The 22,291-nt window shown below is 64.1% G+C and carries 23 protein-coding genes; 16 read left to right on the top strand and 7 right to left on the bottom strand.

Features of this window, described 5'->3' with window-relative positions:
• Positions 1-232 precede the first annotated feature (232 nt).
• Positions 233-409 carry a hypothetical protein gene (locus QA649_RS41770; RefSeq protein WP_260387051.1) on the bottom strand — a complete coding sequence of 59 codons (177 nt, stop codon included), beginning with the start codon at positions 407-409 and terminating at the stop codon, positions 233-235.
• A gap of 167 nt (positions 410-576) precedes the next feature.
• On the opposite strand from QA649_RS41770, the gene QA649_RS41765 reads away from it, so the two are divergent.
• From QA649_RS41765 to QA649_RS41735, 7 genes are all read left to right on the top strand, one after another.
• Positions 577-1,305 carry a LuxR family transcriptional regulator gene (locus QA649_RS41765; RefSeq protein WP_260387050.1) on the top strand — a complete coding sequence of 243 codons (729 nt, stop codon included), beginning with the start codon at positions 577-579 and terminating at the stop codon, positions 1,303-1,305.
• Positions 1,306-1,388: 83 nt separating this feature from the next.
• Entirely contained in the window at positions 1,389-2,048 is a 660-nt protein-coding gene (locus tag QA649_RS41760) for an acyl-homoserine-lactone synthase (protein ID WP_283022239.1), read from the top strand.
• Between the two features lies 1 nt (position 2,049).
• Positions 2,050-2,268, top strand: a complete 219-nt coding sequence (locus QA649_RS41755) for a hypothetical protein (protein ID WP_018644490.1) — start codon at positions 2,050-2,052, stop codon at positions 2,266-2,268.
• A 301-nt stretch (positions 2,269-2,569) separates the two neighbouring features.
• The gene (locus QA649_RS41750) at positions 2,570-3,487 is read left to right on the top strand and encodes a branched-chain amino acid ABC transporter permease (protein WP_018644491.1); all 918 of its coding nucleotides are present in this window, start codon (positions 2,570-2,572) and stop codon (positions 3,485-3,487) included.
• A complete protein-coding gene (locus tag QA649_RS41745; RefSeq protein ID WP_283022238.1) occupies positions 3,484-4,428 on the top strand; it encodes a branched-chain amino acid ABC transporter permease in 945 nt (314 codons plus the stop codon). The genes QA649_RS41750 and QA649_RS41745 overlap by 4 nt, the downstream gene beginning before the upstream one ends.
• Positions 4,421-5,188 carry an ABC transporter ATP-binding protein gene (locus QA649_RS41740; protein ID WP_026312222.1) on the top strand — a complete coding sequence of 256 codons (768 nt, stop codon included), beginning with the start codon at positions 4,421-4,423 and terminating at the stop codon, positions 5,186-5,188. Before QA649_RS41745 ends, QA649_RS41740 begins: the two co-directional genes overlap by 8 nt.
• Complete coding sequence (locus QA649_RS41735) at positions 5,181-5,894, top strand: ABC transporter ATP-binding protein (RefSeq protein WP_283022237.1); 714 nt, start codon at positions 5,181-5,183, stop codon at positions 5,892-5,894. The genes QA649_RS41740 and QA649_RS41735 overlap by 8 nt, the downstream gene beginning before the upstream one ends.
• 118 nt (positions 5,895-6,012) lie before the next feature.
• On the opposite strand, the gene QA649_RS41730 is transcribed toward QA649_RS41735, so the two are convergent.
• Entirely contained in the window at positions 6,013-6,369 is a 357-nt protein-coding gene (locus QA649_RS41730; RefSeq protein ID WP_283022236.1) for a hypothetical protein, read from the bottom strand.
• A 460-nt stretch (positions 6,370-6,829) separates the two neighbouring features.
• Here QA649_RS41730 and QA649_RS41725 point away from each other — a divergent pair, with 460 nt between their 5' ends.
• A complete protein-coding gene (locus tag QA649_RS41725) occupies positions 6,830-7,372 on the top strand; it encodes a hypothetical protein (RefSeq protein ID WP_283022235.1) in 543 nt (180 codons plus the stop codon).
• Positions 7,373-7,483: 111 nt separating this feature from the next.
• A complete protein-coding gene (locus tag QA649_RS41720) occupies positions 7,484-8,815 on the top strand; it encodes a hypothetical protein (RefSeq protein ID WP_283022234.1) in 1,332 nt (443 codons plus the stop codon).
• An 18-nt stretch (positions 8,816-8,833) separates the two neighbouring features.
• Here QA649_RS41720 and QA649_RS41715 read toward each other — a convergent pair whose 3' ends face one another.
• The gene (locus tag QA649_RS41715; protein ID WP_283022233.1) at positions 8,834-10,270 is read right to left on the bottom strand and encodes a glutamine synthetase family protein; all 1,437 of its coding nucleotides are present in this window, start codon (positions 10,268-10,270) and stop codon (positions 8,834-8,836) included.
• A 145-nt stretch (positions 10,271-10,415) separates the two neighbouring features.
• Positions 10,416-11,774: an aromatic ring-hydroxylating dioxygenase subunit alpha gene (locus QA649_RS41710; RefSeq protein WP_283022232.1), complete on the bottom strand. Its 1,359-nt coding sequence runs from the start codon at positions 11,772-11,774 to the stop codon at positions 10,416-10,418.
• 113 nt (positions 11,775-11,887) lie between these two features.
• On the opposite strand from QA649_RS41710, the gene QA649_RS41705 reads away from it, so the two are divergent.
• Positions 11,888-12,673, top strand: a complete 786-nt coding sequence (locus QA649_RS41705; RefSeq protein ID WP_283022231.1) for an IclR family transcriptional regulator C-terminal domain-containing protein — start codon at positions 11,888-11,890, stop codon at positions 12,671-12,673.
• Between the two features lie 130 nt (positions 12,674-12,803).
• The gene (locus tag QA649_RS41700; RefSeq protein ID WP_283022230.1) at positions 12,804-13,136 is read left to right on the top strand and encodes a PRC-barrel domain-containing protein; all 333 of its coding nucleotides are present in this window, start codon (positions 12,804-12,806) and stop codon (positions 13,134-13,136) included.
• A gap of 104 nt (positions 13,137-13,240) precedes the next feature.
• Here QA649_RS41700 and QA649_RS41695 read toward each other — a convergent pair whose 3' ends face one another.
• Positions 13,241-13,633 (bottom strand): group II truncated hemoglobin, encoded by a 393-nt coding sequence (locus QA649_RS41695; RefSeq protein ID WP_283022229.1) that lies wholly within the window; start codon positions 13,631-13,633, stop codon positions 13,241-13,243.
• Between the two features lie 185 nt (positions 13,634-13,818).
• Entirely contained in the window at positions 13,819-14,727 is a 909-nt protein-coding gene (locus QA649_RS41690; protein ID WP_283022228.1) for a helix-turn-helix transcriptional regulator, read from the bottom strand.
• Between the two features lie 137 nt (positions 14,728-14,864).
• On the opposite strand from QA649_RS41690, the gene QA649_RS41685 reads away from it, so the two are divergent.
• From QA649_RS41685 to boxB, 5 genes are all read left to right on the top strand, one after another.
• A complete protein-coding gene (locus QA649_RS41685) occupies positions 14,865-16,406 on the top strand; it encodes a benzoate-CoA ligase family protein (protein WP_283022227.1) in 1,542 nt (513 codons plus the stop codon).
• 259 nt (positions 16,407-16,665) lie between these two features.
• Complete coding sequence (locus QA649_RS41680; protein WP_283022226.1) at positions 16,666-17,484, top strand: alpha/beta hydrolase; 819 nt, start codon at positions 16,666-16,668, stop codon at positions 17,482-17,484.
• A gap of 18 nt (positions 17,485-17,502) precedes the next feature.
• Entirely contained in the window at positions 17,503-18,027 is a 525-nt protein-coding gene (locus QA649_RS41675; RefSeq protein ID WP_349254057.1) for a DUF309 domain-containing protein, read from the top strand.
• Between the two features lie 120 nt (positions 18,028-18,147).
• The gene (gene boxC / locus QA649_RS41670; RefSeq protein ID WP_283022224.1) at positions 18,148-19,836 is read left to right on the top strand and encodes a 2,3-epoxybenzoyl-CoA dihydrolase; all 1,689 of its coding nucleotides are present in this window, start codon (positions 18,148-18,150) and stop codon (positions 19,834-19,836) included.
• Positions 19,837-19,849: 13 nt separating this feature from the next.
• Positions 19,850-21,301 carry a benzoyl-CoA 2,3-epoxidase subunit BoxB gene (boxB, locus tag QA649_RS41665; RefSeq protein ID WP_028172728.1) on the top strand — a complete coding sequence of 484 codons (1,452 nt, stop codon included), beginning with the start codon at positions 19,850-19,852 and terminating at the stop codon, positions 21,299-21,301.
• 164 nt (positions 21,302-21,465) lie between these two features.
• On the opposite strand, the gene QA649_RS41660 is transcribed toward boxB, so the two are convergent.
• On the bottom strand, positions 21,466-22,266 hold the full coding sequence (locus QA649_RS41660; RefSeq protein ID WP_283022223.1) for an SDR family NAD(P)-dependent oxidoreductase: 801 nt from the start codon (positions 22,264-22,266) through the stop codon (positions 21,466-21,468).
• Positions 22,267-22,291: the final 25 nt, after the last annotated feature.

Raw genomic sequence — 22,291 nt, 5'->3', positions numbered from 1 at the left:
TCGCCGCGTAGCGGCGAGACGGGTGAGGGGTCTCTGTCCGCGACTTCAAATGGAAGTTGGATTCGCGGAGAGAGACCCCTCATCCGGCGCTTCGCGCCACCTTCTCCCACAAGGGGGAAGGGAAGCCCAATTTCCCGGTCAGCGTGTTTCGATTAAAATCTGCGCGTTCAAATGGAAGGACGGCGTCGTCGCGACGATCTGTTGCATCGGCGTCGCTTGCTGCAACTGCGTTTTAGCTCGCAGGGCCCTCGGGCAAAATGTTGCCCGCCAACTTCGCGCGCTCGCTCTGCAGCACCTCGCGCGCGAACTCGATGATCTTCTGCTTGTTTGCCGTTTCGCGCACGGCGAAAAACACGCGGTTCAATTCCAGGCCGAGCACGCTGTTGAGGGCGATGTTCTCGTCGTCCATCGTGATTTTCCCGCTTTGTACGCCTTTAGGTGTAACTTGACGTCACTTCTTCCACAAGTAGATTAAAGCCTTGGAGCAGGTCGCTACCGGTAAACTACGGGACCAGCGAATTGAGGCAGCCCTCGAATACGTGCTATACCGGACAATGTGGGTCAGGGAATGCACCGATGTCCGCCGTAGACTATGGCCGGGAGGCGCTCGACTTCATTGAAGGCCTTGGGGCTTATCGCAAGGTCCCAGACGCCATGAATGCGCTTGAAGTCGCCTTCGGTCGCTTCGGCTTCGAAACCATCATCGTGACGGGGCTGCCGAATCCCGATCAGCGCTTTGCGCAGATGGTGCTCGCCAAGCGCTGGCCCGCGGGCTGGTTCAGCCTGTACACCCAGAAAAATTACGATCGCGTCGACCCGGTGGTGCGGCTGTGCCGGCAATCGGTCAACCCGTTCGAGTGGTCGGAAGCCCCCTATGATGCCGAACTCGAGCCTGACGCGGCCGAGGTGATGAACCGCGCCGGCGATTTTCGCATGTCGCGCGGCTTCATCGTGCCGATCCACGGGCTCACCGGCTATGAAGCCGCGGTGTCGCTCGGCGGCGTTCATCTCGACCTCAATCCCCGCAGCAAGCCGGCGCTGCACCTGATGGCGATGTATGGCTTCGACCACATCCGCCGTCTGCTCGAGCCCGCGCCATATCCCTCGACGCGGCTCACTCCGCGCGAGCGCGAGGTGATCTCGTGGGCCTCGCAGGGCAAGTCGGCCTGGGAGATCGGCGAGATCCTGCACATCACGCAGCGCACGGCCGAGGAGCATCTTGCAACCGCCGCGCGCAAGCTCGGCGCGGTCAACCGCACGCATGCAGTGGCGCTGGCGATTCGCGGCAAAATCATCAATCCGTAAGCGACGTACTGGGAAATTTCCCAATATCGAACCTGCGTCTTTTGGCAGATTCTTTCCCCCATTGAGGCTGAATGGGGGTTTTCATGATTCACGCAATTTCCGCAGTCAATCGCCACCTTTACGAGGACGTGCTCGAACAACATTTCAGGCTGCGCCACGACATCTTCGTCGAGGAGCGGCGCTGGGAGACACTGCGCCGGCCCGATGGCCGCGAGATCGATTCCTATGACGACGAAGATACCGTCTATCTGCTTGCGCTGGAGGGCCGGCGCGTCGTCGGCGGCCACCGGCTCTACCCGACGACCAAGCCTTCGATGATGAGCGAGGTCTTCCCTCATCTGGCCGCGGTGCGCGGTTGTCCCGCAGATCCCTTGATCTGGGAGTGGTCTCGCTACTTCGTCGTCCGCGACCGCCGCGACGGCGCGCTCAACCTGCAACTGATGGCGGCGGTGCAGGAGTTCTGCCTCAATCAGGGAATCGCGCAGGTCAGCGCGATCATGGAAACCTGGTGGTTGCCGCGCTTCCACGAAGCCGGCTTCGTCGTGACGCCGCTCGGCCTGCCGGCCCTGGTGGAGAATGCGTGGACCATGGCGGCCACCATCGACATTCGTCGGCAGACGCTCGATGCCCTGCATGATCGCATCGGCATGGCTTCCGTCGTGCAGCAGGACGGCCCGCGTCTGGACGCCGTCGCCCGTGCCAACCTCTGCGGTCTTGCTGCCGCGCAACGAAAGAGCGCCTGAGATGTCGAACATGATGCGGGACAGCCAGATCATGGCGCAAACCCAGGATGAGAACCTCGGCTACATGTCCGACATGGCGCTCGAGCTGGCGCAGATGGCGGAAGACTCCGGACTGACGACGCTCGCCTATCTGTTCAGGATGGCGGCGCTGGAGGCTTCGACCGTCAACAGCGTGCTCGCCGAGCCGGAGGATTTTCCTCAGCAGATGACGTCGCACTAGACGCATCCTTGCTTCATTCAACGATGCTCGCACCCTCTCCCCGGTCGGGGGGAGGGTGATGTCATTTGGGTGCGGCAGGTTGCCCCATCCTGCGCGGCAGCCTTTTTGCATTGCGAGGCGCGCCCTCGGCCTCATGTGCCGGGATGCAACAAAGTGCATGTTTGGTGGCGAATCGCTCTTGCCTCGGAACGATACTGCCATTACCCATTTTTCCGCCTTGATGAGGCAGGGGGAGCTCTTTCACTGATGGCGACTGTGTTCGAACATCGGCGCGCGTCCGTATGCGCCTGAAAGAGTTTTGATGCTGCTCGTCGTCGAACAGTTTTTGAACGGACTGCAGTTCGGCCTGCTGCTGTTCCTGCTCGCCGCCGGCCTGACGCTGGTGTTCGGGATCATGGATCTCGTCAACCTCGCGCACGGCTCGCTCTACATGATGGGCGCCTATTTCGCCGCGACCTTCGCGGCGTGGACCGGCAGCTTCCTGCTGGGTGCACTGATGGCTCTCGGTGCCACCCTCGTGCTCGGCATCGTGCTCGAGGTGACGGCGCTGCGGCATCTCTACGGGCGAGACCATCTCGACCACGTGCTGGCGACCTTCGGTCTGATCCTGTTCTTCAATGAAGCCGTGCGGCTGATCTGGGGCCCGGCGGGCCTTGCGCTGCCGCTGCCGGCCTGGCTCACCGTGCCGGTGCCGATCCTGCCCGGCATTCACTATCCCGCCTATCGGCTTGCCATCATCGCCGTTGCGCTGCTGGTCGCGCTCTTGCTCTATCTCGGCGTGATGCGCACCCGCATCGGCATGCTGATCCGCGCCGGCGCCTCCAACCGCGAGATGATCGGCGCGCTCGGCATCAACATCAAGCTGCTCTACACGCTGGTGTTCGGCTTGGGGGCCGCGCTCGCCGGCCTTGCCGGCCTGATGCAGGCGCCGATCCTCACCGTGCAGATCGGCATGGGCGAGAACATCCTGATCCTCGCCTTCGTCATCATCGTGATCGGCGGCATCGGCTCGATCCGCGGCGCGTTCCTGGCCGCGATCTTCGTCGGCATGATCGACACGCTCGGCCGCGCCTTCCTGCCGAACCTGCTGCGGCAGGTGCTGAGCGGCGCCGCTGCCTCCACCGCCGCGCCCGCGCTGTCCTCCATGCTGATCTATCTCCTGATGGCGATCGTGCTGGTGGTGCGGCCGGAGGGGCTGTTTCCGGCCAACCGTCGATGAAGAGCTTGAGCGTGAGCAAGGCCGTCACGGCCCTGATGCTGGCGGGCCTCGTGCTGCTGCCGCTCTATTCGTCGTTGTCCGGCAACGTCTTCATCCTGACGCTGTTCACCCGCATCGTCATTCTGGCGCTGGCGGCGGCGAGCCTCAACCTCATCATGGGCTTTGGCGGCATGATGAGCTTTGGTCACGCTGCCTATCTCGGCATCGGCGGCTACGCCGTCGGCATGCTGGCGCAGGAAGGCGTCGGTTCCGGCTTCATCCAGTTCCCGGTCGCGCTCGCGGCGTCCGCGATCTACGCGCTCGTAATCGGCGCGCTCTCCTTGCGCACCCGCGGCGTCTATTTCATCATGATCACGCTGGCCTTCGCGCAAATGGCCTACTACGTCGCCTCGGGTCTGGCGCGCTATGGCGGCGATGACGGCCTCACCGTCTACAAGCGCAGCGATTTCTCCGGGCTGATCAACCTGTCGGATCGCACGCAGTTCTATTATCTCTGCCTCGCCTGCCTCTTTGGCGTGATCTTCCTGATCTGGCGCATCGTCAATTCGCGCTTCGGCCTCGTCGTGCAGGGCCTGCGCTCCAACGAGCAGCGCATGCAGGCGATCGGCTTTCCCGCAAAACGCTACCAGCTGGTCTGCTTCGTCATATCAGGCACGATGTGCGGCCTCGCCGGCGCGCTGCTCGCCAACAACACCGATTTCGTCAGCCCGGCCGTGATGTACTGGACGCGTTCCGGCGATCTCATGGTGATGGTGATCCTGGGCGGCATGGGCACGCTGTTCGGCCCGATCATGGGCGCGGTGGTGTTCCTGCTGCTGGAAGAGTTCCTGTCGCAGATCACCGAATATTGGGCGCTGATCATGGGCCCGCTGCTGCTGCTGATCGTGCTGTTCGGCCGTGGCGGCATCATGGGCATGCTCGGGAGGGCTGGCCGTGGCTGAACCCTTGCTCCGCGTCGAAAAGCTGGTGCGCCGCTTCGGCGGCATCGTCGCGACCGACAACGTCTCGCTCGACGTCGCGGCCGGCGAACTGCATGCCATCATCGGCCCGAACGGCGCCGGCAAGACTACGCTGATCAGCCAGCTCACCGGGCATCTCGAGCCGCATTCCGGCAGCGTCTCGCTGGCGGGGCGCGACATCACCTATTTGCCGGCCTATCGCCGCTGCGCGCTGGGGCTCGCGCGCTCGTTCCAGATCACCTCGCTGCTGCTCGACTTCACCGCCGCCGACAATGTCGCGCTCGCCGCGCAGGCGCATGCCGGCACCTCGTTCCGCTTCTTCGCCAATGCGCGCAAGGAGAAGGGTCTCCGCGATGCCGCGCACGCCGCGCTCGATCGCGTCGGCCTCGGCCATCGTGCCGATGTCGTGGTGAACCGGCTCAGCCATGGCGAGCGGCGCGAGCTCGAGCTTGCGGTCGCGCTCGCGAGCAAACCGAAGCTGCTGCTGCTCGACGAGCCCATGGCCGGCCTTGGTGTGACCGAATCGCAGCGCATGGTGAAACTGCTTCAGGAGCTGCGCAAAGAGGTCTCGATCGTGCTGGTCGAGCACGACATGCCCGCGGTGTTCGCGCTGGCCGACCGCATCTCGGTGCTGGTCTACGGCCGCGTCATCGCCTCCGGCGATCCGGCCGCGATCCGCGCCAATGAAGAGGTGAAGCGCGCCTATCTCGGCGACCAGCATGTGGTGACGCACCATGGCTGACACGCTGCTCGAGGTCGACGGCATCGAGACCTGCTACGGCCTTTCCCAGGTGCTGTTCGGCCTGTCGCTGTCGATCAGCCCGGGCGAGATGGTCTCACTGATGGGCCGCAACGGCATGGGCAAGACCACGACCATCCGCTCCATCATGGGCCTGACCCCGGCGCGATCAGGCGCGATCCGTTTCGCGGGCGCCGAGGTGCGGCAGCTTCCCTCCTACCGAATTGCAAAACTCGGCGTCGGCCTGGTCCCCGAGGGTCGCCAGATCTTCCCGAACCTCACCGTACGTGAAAATCTTGTCGCCGCCGCCGCTGACCGTTTCGGCAGCCCCAATCCATGGACGCTGGCCGCGATCTATTCCCTGTTTCCGCGGCTCGCCGAGCGCGCCGCCAACATGGGCAACCAGCTCTCCGGCGGCGAGCAGCAGATGCTCGCGATCGGCCGCGCACTGATGACCAATCCGAAGCTGCTGATCCTGGATGAGGCGACCGAAGGCCTCGCGCCGCTGATCCGCGAGGAGATCTGGAACTGCCTGTCGCTGCTCAAGAGCCGTGGACAGTCGATCCTGGTCGTCGACAAGAACGTCGACCATCTCGCCCGCATCTGCGACCGCCACTACATCATCGAGCGCGGCAAGACGGTGTGGAGCGGCACGTCCAGCGAGCTGATGGCCGAGCCGGATCTGCAGCACAAGTATTTGGGTATTTGAGCCCCACTCCCGCAGCGTCGTCATTGCGAGCGCAGCGAAGCAATCCAGAGTCTTTCCGCAGAGGGATTCTGGATTGCTTCGCTGCGCTCGCAATGACGGAAGAGATAGACGAGATCTCTCACCAATAAATACCATGCCGATGCAGCTCTCGGATCACCCGTGCCTCTGTGGACGGCTGCCGGCGCTTCGGCTTGGTGGTTTCCATCGTGGTCGCCGCCGGTGTCGCGGCGGGCCGGGCGGTCGGTGTGGCGGCTGGAGTTGCCGTCGATGTCGCAGGAGCGGTCGTCGCCGTCTGTACATTCGTCGTTTGCGGTGCCGGTGGGACCTGGGTGGTCGGTGGCGTCGCCGTCGCGGTGGCCGGCTGCTCCGCCTGCGGGTTCGCATTGCTGGCTGCCAGGCTCAGGCTGCGCGAACCGCCGGCATAGGCCTCTGTTGCGAGCAGCGAGATCGCTGCGATCAGGATCAGCTTGCGCATGGCAAACTCCGTTATCTGGTCAATCCGTCTTACCCAATTCGCGAGCAACCTGTGGCTAGCGCGCGAGGCGATGCATCCCGATCTCGATCAGGGTGGCCCGGCAGGACAGGCGATAGATCAGGCTCACCAATTGACCCCACATGACCGAACTCCGTTGTTGATCACGACGGGACTCTAGCCCCGTCGTCTTTCCGGCGGTTTTCGCCGGGCGACGAAAATGGCTTCGTCGGACGGCCGCGGCATGTCGTCGGAGCAGATGGGACGAAGTCGCCTCACGCGTGCGTGAGGCGGGCGCAGGCCGTATCGAGCGAACCAGACGATGTCCGTTGCGATCAACCCATATCAGAGGTAGTAAGGGCCGGGGGTCTTCGCGGAAGATCATTTGGGAAAATGTCGCCGCGCCAGCATGACATCGCAACCTGACGGGAATTCTCATCGTCTGCGCTGGAGAGCCGGCCTGTTGCTGCTCGTCGTCCTGCCTTTCCTCCCGGAATTGGTGATATTGCTCACCTCTCTCTTCGCCGGTCTGTCGGGATGCCGGCCCGCCAGCGATGCTGGCTGTCCGATCGGCACTTCTGCGGCGGAGATCATCCGTCATGCGCTGGATGCCGGTTTTGTGGTGGGCTCCCGCTTTGGCGACGGCCTCGCCGTGTTGTGGCTCGCGGCCTGCTGCTGGCTGATCACGCTGGGGTGGACCCGGTTATGGTCCCGATTGCTGCTGGCGTTTGCGGTCAGTCTCGTCTGCGCATTCGTCCCCTATTTCGGCCCGATGCTTTCGATCAGCCATCTCGTCAATCCCAAATGCTCACCCAACGAGGGAGGCGTGGGTGACTGCATCGTCTATGGCGGCGACGTCGGCGGCGTGGCGCACCAAGTGGTCGGCCTGGGCTGGAGGATTCTCGAGGGTGCTCCGATCGCGATCGGGATATTCGTTATCTATGCCGTCGTCGCGGTGGTCACCGATCTGCGTGCGAGGAGGCAGGCTCTCCGGTCCCTAGGCTGATTCTCTTGACCGGTCTCCCGCTTAGCCGGTCTTCACGCGATATTGCCAAAAAAGGGACGCTATGGTCTCATGCAGCCATAGATTGTCGTTTATGTATTTGGAGACGTTGCCATGCGGTTTCGTTTCGCAGCATTTCGGGTCATTTTTGCCAGCGCGGGTGCCGCCATCTGGCTTTCGTCGGTTCAGACCGCCGCGGCTCAGTCCAACGATCCCGACATTCTGGCAGCCTATGCCTACAGATATGCGGACTATTACCTGCCTTATGCCATCCAGTCGTCCACGGCCTACAAGCCGGTCGGCACACTGAACACGATGCGTGATGCCGGCCTCGGCGAGGAAGTCGATTACGCGGTCCAGAATGCGATTCCCGCCACGCAGGATGATCTCAGGGGATACGCGCGGAGGATATTCAAGCCGTGGCGCTATCAGTTCGGCAGCGAATCCTACCTCACTTGCCTCGATCCGGCTGACGAAGCCTGCAAGGCAGCTTACGCTAGGCGCGGCTGGGATTTTGGCAGCGGCCCGACATACCAGGTATGGGCTCGGACGCGTGCGGCTGCGCGCAGCTCCTGCAGCGAGGTTAGCATTGCGTTCCGCGGCACCGTCGGGCTTTCCGGAGGCGACTGGTACTCCAATCTCAGCCGGTTCGGTTCGCCCTACGACGACTATTATAAGCAGCTCCAGCGCAACGTGGACACGATCATGAAGCAGATCCAGAATCTGGACTGCTACAAGCGGGCTGCCAGGAAGCCGCAGATCGTTTCGACGGGACACTCGCTTGGTGCAGGCCTCGCGCAGTTCGTCGCGCTTGCGACCAGGTCCGGCGGTCCTCGGATCGCCAAGGTGCTCGCGTTCGATCCATCCCCGGTGACCGGCGCGCACCTCGTCAACAAGGCGCTCCTGACCGAAAACGTCCAGGGCCTCGTCATCGACCGCGTCTATGAGACCGGAGAAGTCCTGTCATATGCCCGCGCCGCCGTTCAGGAATATCCGCAGGCAAGGTCACGCTGCAATCCGCAGGTGCGAACGGTCGAGGTCAAGGCTGCACGTGGTTCGTCCATCGGACTGCATGGAATCGAGCTGCTCGCGACCAACCTTGCGGACCTCACCTACAACGAAGGCAATTCGTTGGGGTACCGCGCGCCGGTCACGCTGGTTGGTGGCTGCGACGTCATCTATCGTCCCGATACGGACGAGCAGTTGATCGCGCGCGGCGGCAACCAGCGAGAAGTCGGGTTGCGACGCGTTTACGCGCGAAGTGCCGGCCGGCTCGTCGCTACGAATCAGGCCAATCCAGCGCTGCGCGCTGGCGTGACACGGGCCGGCTTCCGCCAGCCGAATGGTGAGCCGGGGACCCGCATGGGGTCCGGCCCGGCCGCCAATGCGTTCGCCCTTGCGGCCGGAGGCGTACCCAGCTTCACGCCGCTGTCTCGTGCAGAATGACGGGAGCTGATGGCTGACTCAGAACATCTCGAAATATTCGCGATGTTCCCAGTCGGTGACCTCGGCCAGGAAGCGGTCGATCTCGGCGTTCTTGATGTGGGTGTAGTAGTCGACGAACTCAGCACCGAACTTTTCGCGGAAGAACGGGTCGTCCTTCAGTGCGGCGACAGCATCGCGCAAGCTCTTCGGCAGCAACGGCGCCTTGGTCTCGTAGGGCGTGTCGGCCGAGGGGCCGGGATCGAGCTTGCGGTCGACGCCGTCGAGGCCTGAGAGAATCTGCGAGGCCATGTAGAGATAGGGATTGGCGGCGGGCTCGCCGATCCGGTTCTCAAGGCGCGTCGCGGCATCATTGGCGCCGCCGAGCACGCGGATCATCACGCCGCGATTGTCGCGGCCCCAGATCGCGCGGTCGGGCGCCAGCGAATAGGAGCGGTAGCGCTTGTAGCCGTTGATGGTCGGCGTGGTGAATACGGTGGAGGCGCGGGCGTGGTCGAGCAAGCCCGCGAGGTAGGACTTGCCGAACGTGCTGAGCGGCTCGCCGCCGGCTTTCGCCATGAACTGGTTCTCAGCCGTCGCGCGCGAGACGATCGACTGGTGCAGATGCCAGCCGCTCGCGAACACGTTCGGCAGTTTCGGCCGGCACATGAAGGTGGCGTGATAGCCGTGGCGGCGGGCGATCTGCTTCACGGCAGAGCGGAACAGCACCATGTTGTCGGCGGGCTCCAGGCCCTTCCGCGGCTGAAAGGTGAATTCGCACTGGCTCGGCCCGAACTCGACCTCGACCGAGCGTAGCGGCAACCCCAGCGCGACGACATCGCGTCGAAGAATCTCCAGCACCGGCTCCATCTGATCGAAGCGCTGCTCGGTGAGATATTGATAGCCGTGGCTCAGCAGGCTCACGGACGGCGGCGTGCCGGGCTGGCCCGCGTCTTCCGCGCGCATGTGCGGATCGTCGAGCCGGAAGATGTGGAATTCGACCTCGAGCCCCGCGACGAAATCGTAGCCGCGCGCGCCGAGCTCATCGAGCACGCGCTTGTAGAGCCCGCGGGTCGCGAACGGCACCGGACGGCCGTCGTTGAAATAGAGGTCGCAGAGCACCCAGCCGGTGGTTGGCGCCCAGGGCAGCACGCGAAAGGTGGTGGGATCGGCGACCATCAGCACATCGGCCGCGCCTTCCATCTCCTTCATGCCGAACCCGCCGCCCGATGTGAACACCGGAAACACCGTGCGGTGCGAGGTGTCCTTGGCGAGCATGGTCGTGGTGATCGAGCAGCCGCTCTCCAGCGAGGCGATCGCTTCAGTGGCGACGATGGTCTTGCCGCGCAAAATGCCGTGCTGATCTGGGAAGGCGAGGCGGATGACCTCGAGGTTCTTGTCCTCGACGATGCGGCGCATGCGCGCAGCTGCGTCCTTCTGCTCATCCGACCACAGCGCATGGCGCGCGACGAAAGTCACTTTGCTACTCCTCCAGTCGTGAGGCGCGAAGAATGCGCCACATTCTCCGTCATTGCGAGGAGCCCTTGCGACGAAGCAATCCAGACATGCGTCTGCGGTGACAGACTGGATTGCTTCGCTTCGCTCGCAATGACGAGGATAGACGTCACTCCGCCGCCGTCAGCCGATGCACGTTGTCCGCGATCTCCTTCGGCACAGGCGCCGTCCACGGCGCGCCGCGGCGGCGCTTGACGTCGACCTCCATCCAGTAGGTTTCCCAGCCCCGCGTCGGCCCGATGCCGTCCATGGTCGCGGGGCCCTGGATGCTGCGTGCGTTGCTCTCGTCGAGATGCAGCATCGGCTTCTCGCCGCCCTGGACCTTCTCGATCTCCTGCCGCAGCAGACGGCGGTACTGCACGATCGCCTTGTCGGATTGTCCGAGATGCTCCTTGGTGCGGTCCTGGATCGCGCCCATCGATTCCACCGCCCACTGGTCGTGGACGTTGATGTCGGTGCCCATGCCGGTATAGGTCGCGGTCTGCTGCTCGTGCGGATCGAAACCGTAATCGTTGCTGCGGTTCTTGCGCGAGACGTAGTCGGGCAGCTCATAGAGCTCGAGCCGCTGGTCGCGCATCTTCTGCTTGTCGACCGCGTTCGTATAGCTCGTGAAGATCGCGTACCAGTAGCAGTTCTCGTCATCGACGGGGACGTGCCACTGCGTGATCGTCATCTCCGTGCTCATGGGAATGACGAAGCCGTGCGGGAATAGCTGGTTGGTGACGCGCACATGGGTGCGCTCCTCGTCGATCTCGCGCAGCGCGATCAACCGCAGGCCATATTCGGTGTGCTCGACATTGATGATCGGGCGGTCGTATTCGCGCAGGATCTTCGTCATCGGCAGGTCGCTGCCGGCCGAGGCGCCGCGGAACTGCTTGCCGTAGGCGGTGGAGGTGTCCTCGTCCTCGAAGAAGCGGTGCAGGTAGGAGGCGTGCGCGGGATCGATGCCGACCTCCAGCGCCTGCAGCCAGTTGCAGGCCATGTGCCCCTTGAAGGCAAAAGTGTGCGTGCCGGGCGCGACGAAGCAATCGATCTCCGGGAAGGCGGGCGGCTCGCCTTCGCCGAGATAAGCCCAGAGGATGCCGCTCTTCTCCACCACGGGATAGGAGCGCTGACGGATGTTCTGGCAGAGCTTTGAATCCTTCGGCTCGGCCGGCGTCTCGATGCATTGGCCGGTGGCGTCGAACAGCCAGCCGTGGAAGGCACAGCGCAGGCCGCCATGCTCGAGCCGTCCGAAGGCGAGGTCGGCGCCGCGATGCGCGCAGTGGCGATCGATCAGGCCGTAGCGCCCGGTCTCGTCGCGGAACAGCACCAGGTTCTCGCCGAGCAGTTTGACGGGACGGATCGGCCGCGCGCTCGCGAGCTCGTCAACCAGCGCCGCCGGCTGCCAGTAGCTCCGCATCAGCTTTCCGCACGGATCCTTCGGCCCGGTGCGGGTGATCAGGTCGTTCTGCTCCTGGCTCATCATGACGAGGGCATCCTTTATGGAGTGGCGTTTGTTCGCCTATTGAACGAATGGGCGAATTATGACATGCCTTGGAAAGGCAGCAAGCACTATTTTGCAGGATTGTCCCTGAGACCATGCCCAAGCTGAAGCGGAGCGAGACTGACGAACGGGCGACGGATTTCGTCGAGGCCCTCGACCGCGGCCTGCGCCTGCTTCAGTGCTTCGGCACCAATACGGGCCCGATGACGCTGAGCGATCTTGCCCGCGCTGCCGACCTGCCGCGCGCGACCGCACGGCGCATGTTGTTCACGCTCCAGCGTGGTGGTTTTGTCAGTGGCGACGGAAAACTGTTCTCGCTGACGCCGCATGTGCTGACCCTGGCGGCGTCCTATTTGCGATCCAATCAGCTCGTCACGGTGCTGCAACCGGTGCTCGATCGCGTCGCGACGGCGGCGAATGAAATCTCCTCGCTCGCGGTGCTCGACGGCGACGAGGTCGTGTTCGTCGCCCGCAGCAGTCCGGCGCGCATGTTCTCGGGCGGACTGGAAATCGGCTACCGCCTGCCGGCCTTCTGCACCTCGGTCGGCCGTGCCATGCTCGGCCGGCTCGACGATGCCGATCTCGCCGCGCGCCTGACGGCGATGAAGCGGGAGGCGCTGACGCCGCAGACGGTGACCGACCCGAAGGCGCTGCTCGCGCGCATCGCTGCCGACCGTGCCCAAGGCTATGCGCTGGTCGACCGCGAGGCCGAACCGCATTTCCGCTCGATCTCGGTCCCCGTCCGCCGCTACGACGACGTGATCGTCGCCGCCATCAACATGGGCGCCCATGTCGATCGCGTGCCGGCGCAGGAATTGATCGACCGCTTCCTGCCGTTGCTGCGGGAGGGCGCGGAGGCGGTGCGCTCGCAATTGTTGTAAGCGTAGGGTGGGTTAGCCGAAGGTGTAACCCACCACTTCCGTCTACGCGGAGACTAAAGAGGTGGGTTACGCTTCGCTAACCCACCCTACTCAGCTATAATCCGCTCCACACAAGACCAGGGAGCACGCCATGCAACACACCATGGTTCCCAGTGATCGCGTGCAGCACGTCGCCGTCTATGGTTGTGACGGCACGAAGCTCGGCACGATCGAGCGGTTGATGCTCGACAAGGTGAGCGGAACGGTCGCCTACGCCGTGATCAAGACCGGCGGCCTGCTCGGCACTCATCACCATTATCCGGTGCAGTGGAGCGCGCTGAAATATGATCCGGCCCGTCAGGCCTTCCAGGTCGAGCTGACGCCGGAGCAATTGAGCAGCGGCCCCTGCGAGTTCGATGGCGAGGAGTTCGATTGGGGTGACCGCTCGCGGCCCTACCAGCATCCGAATTACTGGTCGATCTAGCGGTGCGGCAGTTTGTAGCCCGGATGGAGCGCAGCGAAATCCGGGATCTCACGGCAGGTGAGACCTCCCCGGATTGCGCTTCGCTCCATCCGGGCTACGGGCCATTAGCGGTTGCGCATCCAGTCGGCGAGGCCTGATATCGCCTTATCGAGGTCCTGACGCGCAGCAGCATCGGTCACCGTCTCCTCAAGTGCGCCGCGCATGCAAGTCATCCACGCATCGCGCTCGGCATCGCCGATGGCAAAACCAATGTGGCGCTGTCGCAGCCGCGGATGTCCCTTCTCGGGGGTATAGAGCCGCGGGCCGCCGGTCCATTCGGTGAGATAGCGCTTCAGCACGTCCCTGATCAGGCCGAGATCGTCCGCATGCATGGCGCGGATGATTTTCGCATCCGGTAGCGAGTCCATGCGGTCGTAGAAGCGATCAACGAGACGATCGATCGTGGCACCGCCGCCGATCCGCTCGAACATGGAGATTGCGACGTCGCTATCGGTCATCATGGATCCCAAGGATTTCTGTTGGGGCTGGATATAGCGGCATCGCGGCGCGCCTACAAACTCCGCCGTCGTCCCGGCGAAGGCCGGGACCCATAACCACAGGGAGAAGTTTTGCGAAGGCAGCGCGCACAATCGATGGATCACGCGGTATGGGTCCCGGCGTTCGCCGGGTCGACAGCGGAGAGCTACAGCGCCACGCTGCGCAGCCCGAAGCTGCGGGCTTCGTTCTGCAGCACCGGCCGCACCGCATCGATCAGCCGTGCAGCGGCGGCATCGACCGACAGTCCCGCCGTATCCACCACTGCGGTGGCGCGCGAATACAGCGGCTCGCGGCTGAGCAGGATGTTGCGCAGCTCCGTCATTGCCGAGCGATCATCCGCCATCGGGCGCAGGTCGCCCTGGCGGCGCACGCGGGCCATGTGCTCTTCCGGCTCGGCCTTCAGCCAGATCGTGTAGAACGAGGTCAGGATCTGGTCGAAGGTCAGCGGCTCGGAGACGATGCCGCCGCCGGTCGCCAGCACCATCAGCTCGTTGCGCGCGAGCAGCTGTTGCAGCGCCGCCTGCTCCATGCGGCGAAAGCCTTCCTGGCCGTACAGCGCAATGATCTCGGCGACGGAGAGCCCGTTCTGCTGCTCGACCTCCTTGTTGAGCTCGACAAAGCTCCAGCCGATCTTCTTCGCCAGCATCCGCCCAAGCGTGGACTTGCCGGCGCCGCGCAGGCCGATCAGCGCGATGCCGCAGAACGGGGCGCGTCGCGGTGCGGAGGCGCTGCCCCCAGTGAGCAGATCTTTTGCCTGCGCGATCTGCGCCGGCGTCGCCTTGCGCAAGAGGTCGCGAAACATCTGCCAGTCCGGCGTCGGATCGGTTGAGGGAAGCAGGTCTTCGAGATGCGCGCCCATCGCGCCGGAGACGCGGCGCAGCAGCACGATGGAGACGTTGCCCTTGCCGCTCTCGAGCTGCGCGATGTAGCGCTCCGAAATCCCCGATACCTTGGCGAGCACTTTTCGCGACATGCCGCGCAGCGCGCGCATGGTGCGCACACGCTGGCCGAGCTGTTCGAGGAAGCGGGATTCGGCGTCGGGACTGTCGGTCATGTGCCTTCTTTACGGATGCCTCCTTTAGAGAAGCTCCTGCGGCGTGTTTTAATGAAACATAGTGCCTGCTGGCATTGACAGCAAGCCGTCGGAGTGTCTTTCTATGAATTATAATTCTAAATTCGGGAGAGATGTCCGTGAGCGAGGGATCCTATAACGCGGTGACCTGGCTGCTCGACCGTAACGTCGAGGAGGGGCGTGGCAACAAGCTCGTCTTCGACGACACCGTTTCGCGGCTCAGCTATGGCGAGCTCCAGCAACAGACCCGCCGCGCCGCCAACATGCTGCGCCGGCTCGGCGTCCGCCGCGAGGAGCGCGTGGCGATGATCATGCTGGATACGATCGATTTCCCGATCGTGTTCCTCGGCGCGATCCGCGCCGGCATCGTGCCGGTGCCGCTCAACACGCTGCTCACCGCGGACCAGTACGCCTACATCCTCGCCGACTGCCGCGCCCGCGTGCTGTTCGTCTCCGAAGCGCTTTATCCCGTCATCAAGGACGTCGTCGGCCGCATGCCGGATCTCGAGCATGTCGTCGTGTCCGGCGCCAAGCAGAACGGTCACAAGCAGCTTGCGGAGGAGATCGTCGGCGAGAGCGACCAGTTCACCACCGCCGCGACTCACCCCGATGAGCCCGCGTTCTGGCTCTACTCATCAGGCTCGACCGGCATGCCCAAGGGCGTGCGCCATCTGCATTCGAATCTGCAGGCCACCGCCGACACCTACGCCAAGCAGGTGCTCGGCATCCGCGAGAGCGACGTCTGCCTCTCCGCCGCAAAACTGTTCTTCGCCTATGGTCTCGGCAATGCGCTGACCTTCCCGATGTCGGTCGGCGCCACCGTGATCCTCAACAGCGAGCGGCCGACGCCGGCGCGCATGTTCGACCTGATGAACCGCTACAACCCCTCGATCTTCTACGGCGTGCCGACGCTGTTCGCGGCCATGCTCAACGACGAGACCATGAAGGCCGAGCGCGGCGGCGGCGTCTTGCGCATCTGCACCTCGGCCGGCGAAGCGCTACCGGAATCCGTCGGGAACAACTGGAAGGCGCGCTTCGGCGTCGACATTCTCGACGGGGTCGGCTCGACCGAGCTGTTGCACATCTTCCTGTCGAACGCGCCCGGCGACATCAAATACGGCTCGTCCGGCAAGCCGGTGCCCGGCTACGCAGTGCGGCTCGTCAACGAGGCCGGTCAGGACGTCGCCGACGGCGAGGTCGGCGAGCTGCTGGTCGATGCACCCTCCGCCGGCGAGGGCTACTGGAACCAGCGCCACAAGAGCCGCCGCACTTTCGAGGGACCGTGGACCCGCACCGGCGACAAATACATCCGCGACGCGGAGGGCCGCTACACCTTCTGCGGCCGCGCCGACGACATGTTCAAGGTCTCCGGCATCTGGGTCTCGCCGTTCGAGGTCGAGAGCGCGCTGATCACGCATCCGGCGGTGCTGGAAGCCGCCGTCGTGCCCGAGGCCGATCCGGAAGGCCTGTTGAAGCCGAAGGCCTTCGTCGTGCTGCGCCCCGGTGCCAAGACGGCGGAGCTGCAGGAGACGCTGAAGGAGCACGTCAAGCAGAAGATCGGCCCGTGGAAATATCCGCGCTGGATCGACGTGGTGGAGTCCTTGCCGAAGACGGCGACGGGCAAGATCCAGCGGTTCAAGCTGCGGGAAGGGACGAATTGAGCGCGACCGTGCGGCGTATGACTCGCGCTATCACCGCGAACTCCGTTGCGCTCCCTCCCCCCTTGCGGGGGAGGGCGGGGGAGAGGGGTAGCCCAGCAAACGGTCTCATCGTCGCGCGCGAGAATTTCTTCGTCACACTGGAAGTCCCGGTGTGGCACCCCTCTCCCTAGCCCTCCCCCGCAAGGGGGGAGGGAACGACTGAGCGAGTGGCGCGTGATTGCGTCCCATGTTGCATACGACCGAAGATGAGCGACACAGCATGACCAACCTCACCCCCACCGGCTTCCTCAGCATCGATGGCGCCAGCCTCGAATACAAATGGCTGGCGCCGCCGGCTGCCGACGCACCCACCATCGTCATGCTGCATGAAGGCCTCGGCTCGGTCGGCCTCTGGGGCGACTTCCCGGAAAAACTCCAGCAGGCGACCGGCGCCGGCATCTTCGTCTATTCGCGTGCGGGCTACGGCCAGTCGAGCCCGGTCACGCTGCCGCGGCCGCTCGATTACATGCAGCGCGAGGCGCTCGACGTGCTGCCGAAGCTGCTCGATGCGATTCAGTTCAAGCGCGGCCTGCTGCTCGGCCATTCCGACGGTGCCTCGATCGCGACGATCTATGCCGGCGCGCATCAGGATCACCGCCTGAGCGGCCTTGTGCTGGTCGCACCGCATTTCATCGTCGAGGACATCTCGGTGAAATCCATCGCCGCGATCAAGACGGCTTACGAGACGACCGACCTCAAGGCAAAGCTCGCGCGCTGGCACAAGGATGTCGACAACGCCTTCCATGGCTGGAATGGCGCCTGGCTCGATCCAAAATTCCGCGACTGGGACATCTCGGAATATCTCGCTTACATCCGCGTTCCCGTCCTGGTCCTGCAGGGTGTCGACGACCAGTATGGGACACTGCGCCAGGTCGAAATTGCGCGGGAAGAGTGCTATTGTCCGGTCGATTTTAAAGTCATTTCAGACGCGGGCCATTCCCCGCATCGTGAAGCGCCGGGGGCGACGCTTGACGCGATTGAGCAATTTGCAAAAGCGGCCCTGCGCGACGATCAGGGACTTCAGGGACGCGCCGCATGATCCTGCGGGGGCACATCTGTGAATGTGCCTTCACATCCGATCAGCCCGTTGCCGTGGCCGCGATGGGCTTATGTGCCGGGCGAGACAGGCGGCGTTGACGCCGATTATGAGACGCTCGACAGGGCCAAGGCGCTGGTGCCCTCGGCCTTCCGCGGCTATGTGCCCGCGCGGCATCCGGCGCTGCGCTACGGGCTCGCGCTCAACGACCGCGGCTATTTCTGGGAATCGCAGGAGGTGCTGGAGGCCGTGTGGGCCGCAGCGCCGCAAGGCGGCCGCGAGCGCATCCTGCTGCGCGCCTGCATCCACATCGCCAACGCGAATTTGCGGCTGCGGATGCAGAGGCTGCATTCGGCCGCGCGGCTGTTCGGTGACGCGCAGGCCGAGCTTCGGGCGCTGAGCACGCGCAAGGCGGCGGCCGGCGGCGACGGCTTTGTCGAGAGCTTTCCGATTCCGGCGCTGACCGCGCTGCTCCAGGCCAAGCTCGGCCGTCCAGAGCTCTCCAAGGCCGACTGGATTGCGCTTGGCGCTATCGTGCGGTCCTAGCCATCCGCATGAAACAAAGTGCATGCACTGGCGGTTGAGGGCTAGACGCCCTCCAAAAGATGCACTATTGTGCATCTAAAGGTAAACGCCAGAACGCATAATCAAGCACAAGGGTGGCCCATGGCCGGGGAAGATCGGCGCCTCGCAGGCGGCGCGACATTCATCGATTTCCAGACCGAACCGTCCCGCTACAAGCACTGGAAGCTCGCGGTCGACGGCGATGTCGCGACGCTGACCATGGATGTCGACGAGAATGGCGGCTTGTTTGAAGGCTACTTGCTCAAGCTCAATTCCTACGACCTCGGCGTCGACATCGAACTCGCCGACGTGGTCCAGCGGCTGCGCTTCGAGCATCCCGAGGTGAAGGTCGTGGTGATGCGCTCGGCCAAGAACCGCGTGTTCTGCGCCGGCGCCAACATCCGCATGCTCGCGGGCTCGACCCATGCCCACAAGGTCAACTTCTGCAAGTTCACCAACGAGACCCGCAACGGCATGGAGGATTCGTCCGAGAATTCCGGCCAGCGCTTCATCACGGTCGTGAACGGCTCGGCCGCCGGCGGCGGCTATGAGCTTGCGCTCGCCACCGACCACATCATCCTCGCCGACGATGGCGCGTCTGCTGTCGCCTTGCCTGAAGTGCCGCTGCTCGCGGTGCTGCCGGGCACCGGCGGCCTCACCCGCGTCGTCGACAAGCGCAAGGTGCGCCGCGACCACGCCGACTTCTTCTGCACCATCGAGGAAGGCGTGAAGGGCAAGCGCGCCGTGCAGTGGCGTCTCGTCGACGAGATCGCGCCCAACTCGAAGCTCGAAGGCAAGATCGCCGAGCGCGCCAAGGAGTTTGCGGCGGCCTCGAAGCGCAAGGGCAGCGGCAAGGGCATTGCGCTTTCCCCGCTCAAGCGCATCATCGACGACACCAGCATCCGTTACGGCTTCGTCAGCGTCGACATCGACCGCGCCGCGCGTATCGCCACCATCTCGATCAAGGCCCCCGAGGGCGCGCCGCCCGCCGACATCGACGGCATGATGGCGAAGGGCGCTTCGTTCTGGCCGTTGCAAGTGGCGCGCGAGCTCGACGACGCCATCCTTCACTTGCGCATCAACGAGCTCGAGATCGCGATGCTGGTGTTCAAGAGCCATGGCGACCGCGCCCATGTGCTCGCGCACGACGCCTTCCTCGAAGCCAACAAGGCGCACTGGCTGGTCAACGAGATCAGGCATTACTGGAAGCGCGTGCTCAAGCGCATCGACGTCACCTCGCGCACGCTGGTGACGCTGGTCGAGCCCGGCTCCTGCTTTGCCGGCACGCTGGCCGAGCTCGTCTTTGCCGCCGATCGCTCCTACATGCTGATCGGCACGCGCCAGGGCGACAACCGTCCGCCGCCGTCGATCGAGCTCTCCGCCATGAACTTCGGCCCGTACCCGATGAGCCACGGGCTGACGCGGCTGGAATCGCGCTTCCAGGCCGATCCCTCCGATGTGGAGCGCGCCGAAGCCACGCTCGGCACCGCGCTGGATGCCGAGCAGGCGGAAGAACTCGGCCTCGTCACCTTCGCGCTCGACGACATCGACTGGGACGACGAGGTCCGCGTGTTCCTGGAGGAGCGCGCCAGCTTCTCGCCCGACAGTCTCACCGGCATGGAAGCAAGCCTGCGCTTCGTCGGTCCCGAGACGATGGAATCAAAGATCTTCGCGCGCCTCACCGCCTGGCAGAACTGGATCTTCCAGCGCCCCAACGCGGTCGGCGAGGAAGGCGCACTGCGCCGCTATGGCAGCGGCCAGAAGCCGAAATTCGATATGACGCGAGTTTAAGGAGAGCACGGCCATGAACATGAACATCATGAACGTCGACTACTCGACCAAGATTCCCAACAACGTGAATCTCGCCGAAGACCGCCAGGTGCTCAAAGCCCTGGAGGGCTGGCATCCCGGCTACATGGACTGGTGGAGCGACATGGGACCGGAAGGTTTCCAGGAATCGCTGGTCTATCTGCGCACCGCTTACTCCGTCGATCCGCGCGGCTGGGCCAAGTTCGACTATGTCCGCATGCCCGAATATCGCTGGGGCATTCTCCTTGCTCCCCAGGAAGAAAATCGCGTCGTTCCCTTCGGCGAGCATTACGGCGAGCCTGCCTGGCAGGAAGTCCCGGGCGAGCATCGCGCCATGCTGCGCCGCCTCATCGTGATCCAGGGCGACACCGAGCCCGCATCTGTCGAGCAGCAGCGCCATCTCGGCAAGACCGCGCCGTCGCTCTACGACATGCGCAATCTGTTCCAGGTCAATGTCGAGGAAGGCCGGCATCTCTGGGCGATGGTCTACCTGCTGCAGAAATATTTCGGCCGCGACGGACGTGAAGAAGCGGACGATTTGCTGCGTCGCCGCTCCGGCGATGCCGACGCGCCGCGTATGCTGGGCGCCTTCAACGAGGCGACGCCAGACTGGCTGTCCTTCTTCATGTTCACCTACTTCACCGACCGCGACGGCAAGATGCAGCTGCACTCGCTGGCGCAGTCGGGCTTCGATCCGTTGTCGCGCACCTGCCGCTTCATGCTCACGGAAGAAGCGCACCACATGTTCGTCGGCGAGACCGGCATCACCCGCGTCGTGCAGCGCACCTGCGATGCGATGCGGGAAGCCGGCATCACCGATCCCACCGACATCGCGAAGGTTCGTGCGCTCGGGGTGATCGACCTGCCGACCATCCAGAAGAAGCTGAACCTGCACTACACGCTGTCGCTCGACCTGTTCGGCTCGGAGGTCTCGACCAATGCGGCGAACGCCTTCAACGCCGGCATCAAGGGACGCTACCACGAGACCCAGATCGAGGACGATCACCAGCTCAAGAACGCCACCTATCCGGTGCTCAAGTTCATCAACGGCGAGATCAAGCTGGTCGACGAGCCGGCGCTGACCGCGCTCAACATGCGCCTGCGCGACGACTACAGCCAGGACTGCGTCAAGGGCATGCTGCGCTGGAACAAGGTGATCTCGACCGCGGGCTACGACTTCAAGCTGACCTTGCCCAACGTCGCCTTCCACCGCCACATCGGCGAGTTCAAGGACGTCCACGCCACGCCCGACGGCATTTTGATCGACGATGCGACCTGGGCGAAGCGCAAGGACGAGTGGCTGCCCTCGACTGCCGACGGCGACTTCATCACCTCGCTGATGCAGCCCGTCACCGAAACCGGCAAGTTCGCTTCCTGGATCTCGCCGCCGAAGGTCGGCATCGACAACAAGCCGGGCGATTTCGAGTACGTGAAGATCGAGTCGTAACGGCTGCTCGTGAGGCGCGATGAACGCGCCACACACTCACTGTCATCGCCCGGCTTGACCGGGCGATCCAGTATTCCAGAGACTGTCGTGATAGAGCCGTGAGGCCGCAGCGTACTGGATGCCCCGGTCAAGCCGGGGCATGACAGCGGGGTTTGAAGCGGGACCTACCCCGCAATCTCCAGCCCCGCATTCGCATACACCACGCCGCCGTCGACGGCGATGGTGTTGCCGACCACGTAATCGCCCGCGCGCGAGGCGAGATAGATTGCGACGCCCGCCATATCTTCGTCGGCACCGATCCGCCGCGCCGGAATGCGCGTGGCGACTTCGTCCGCATGATCGCGTGCGGCGCGGTTCATGTCGGACTTGAACGCGCCCGGCGCGATCGCGGTGACGTTGATGTTGTCCTTGATCAGCTTCGTCGCCATGCGCCGCGTCAGATGAATCACGGCGGCCTTACTGGCGGCGTAGGAATAGGTCTCGCTCGGATTGACGAAGATGCCGTCGACCGAGGCGATGTTGATCACCTTCGCCGGACGTTCTGCACTGGCTGCGGCGCGGAGCGGCTTTGCCAGCGCCTTGGTCAGGAAGAACAGCGACTTGACGTTGAGGTCCATCACCTTGTCCCAGCCGCTTTCCGGGAATTCGTCGAACTCCGCGCCCCAGGCAGCGCCCGCATTGTTGACGAGGATGTCGAGCTTCGGCTCCAGCTTGACGATTTCGCCGGCGAGCCTGTTGCAGCCTTCGACGGTGGAGATGTCGATCGGCAGCGCGATGCATTCGCCGTCATATTGCGCGGTGAGCTCTTGCGCGGTTGCCTCGCACGGTCCTGCCTTGCGCGCAGTGATGTAGACCTTCGCAGCTCCGGCGCTGAGGTATCCCGCCGCGATCATCTTGCCGATGCCGCGCGAGCCTCCGGTCACGAGCGCGACGCGGCCTTTGAGCGAGAACAGATCGTTGAACATGATGCCTCCCTTGGTTGGCGCCCGT

Source organism: Bradyrhizobium sp. CB1717, assembly GCF_029714325.1.
GTDB lineage: Bacteria > Pseudomonadota > Alphaproteobacteria > Rhizobiales > Xanthobacteraceae > Bradyrhizobium.
This window is presented reverse-complemented; position numbering and strand designations above follow the sequence as displayed.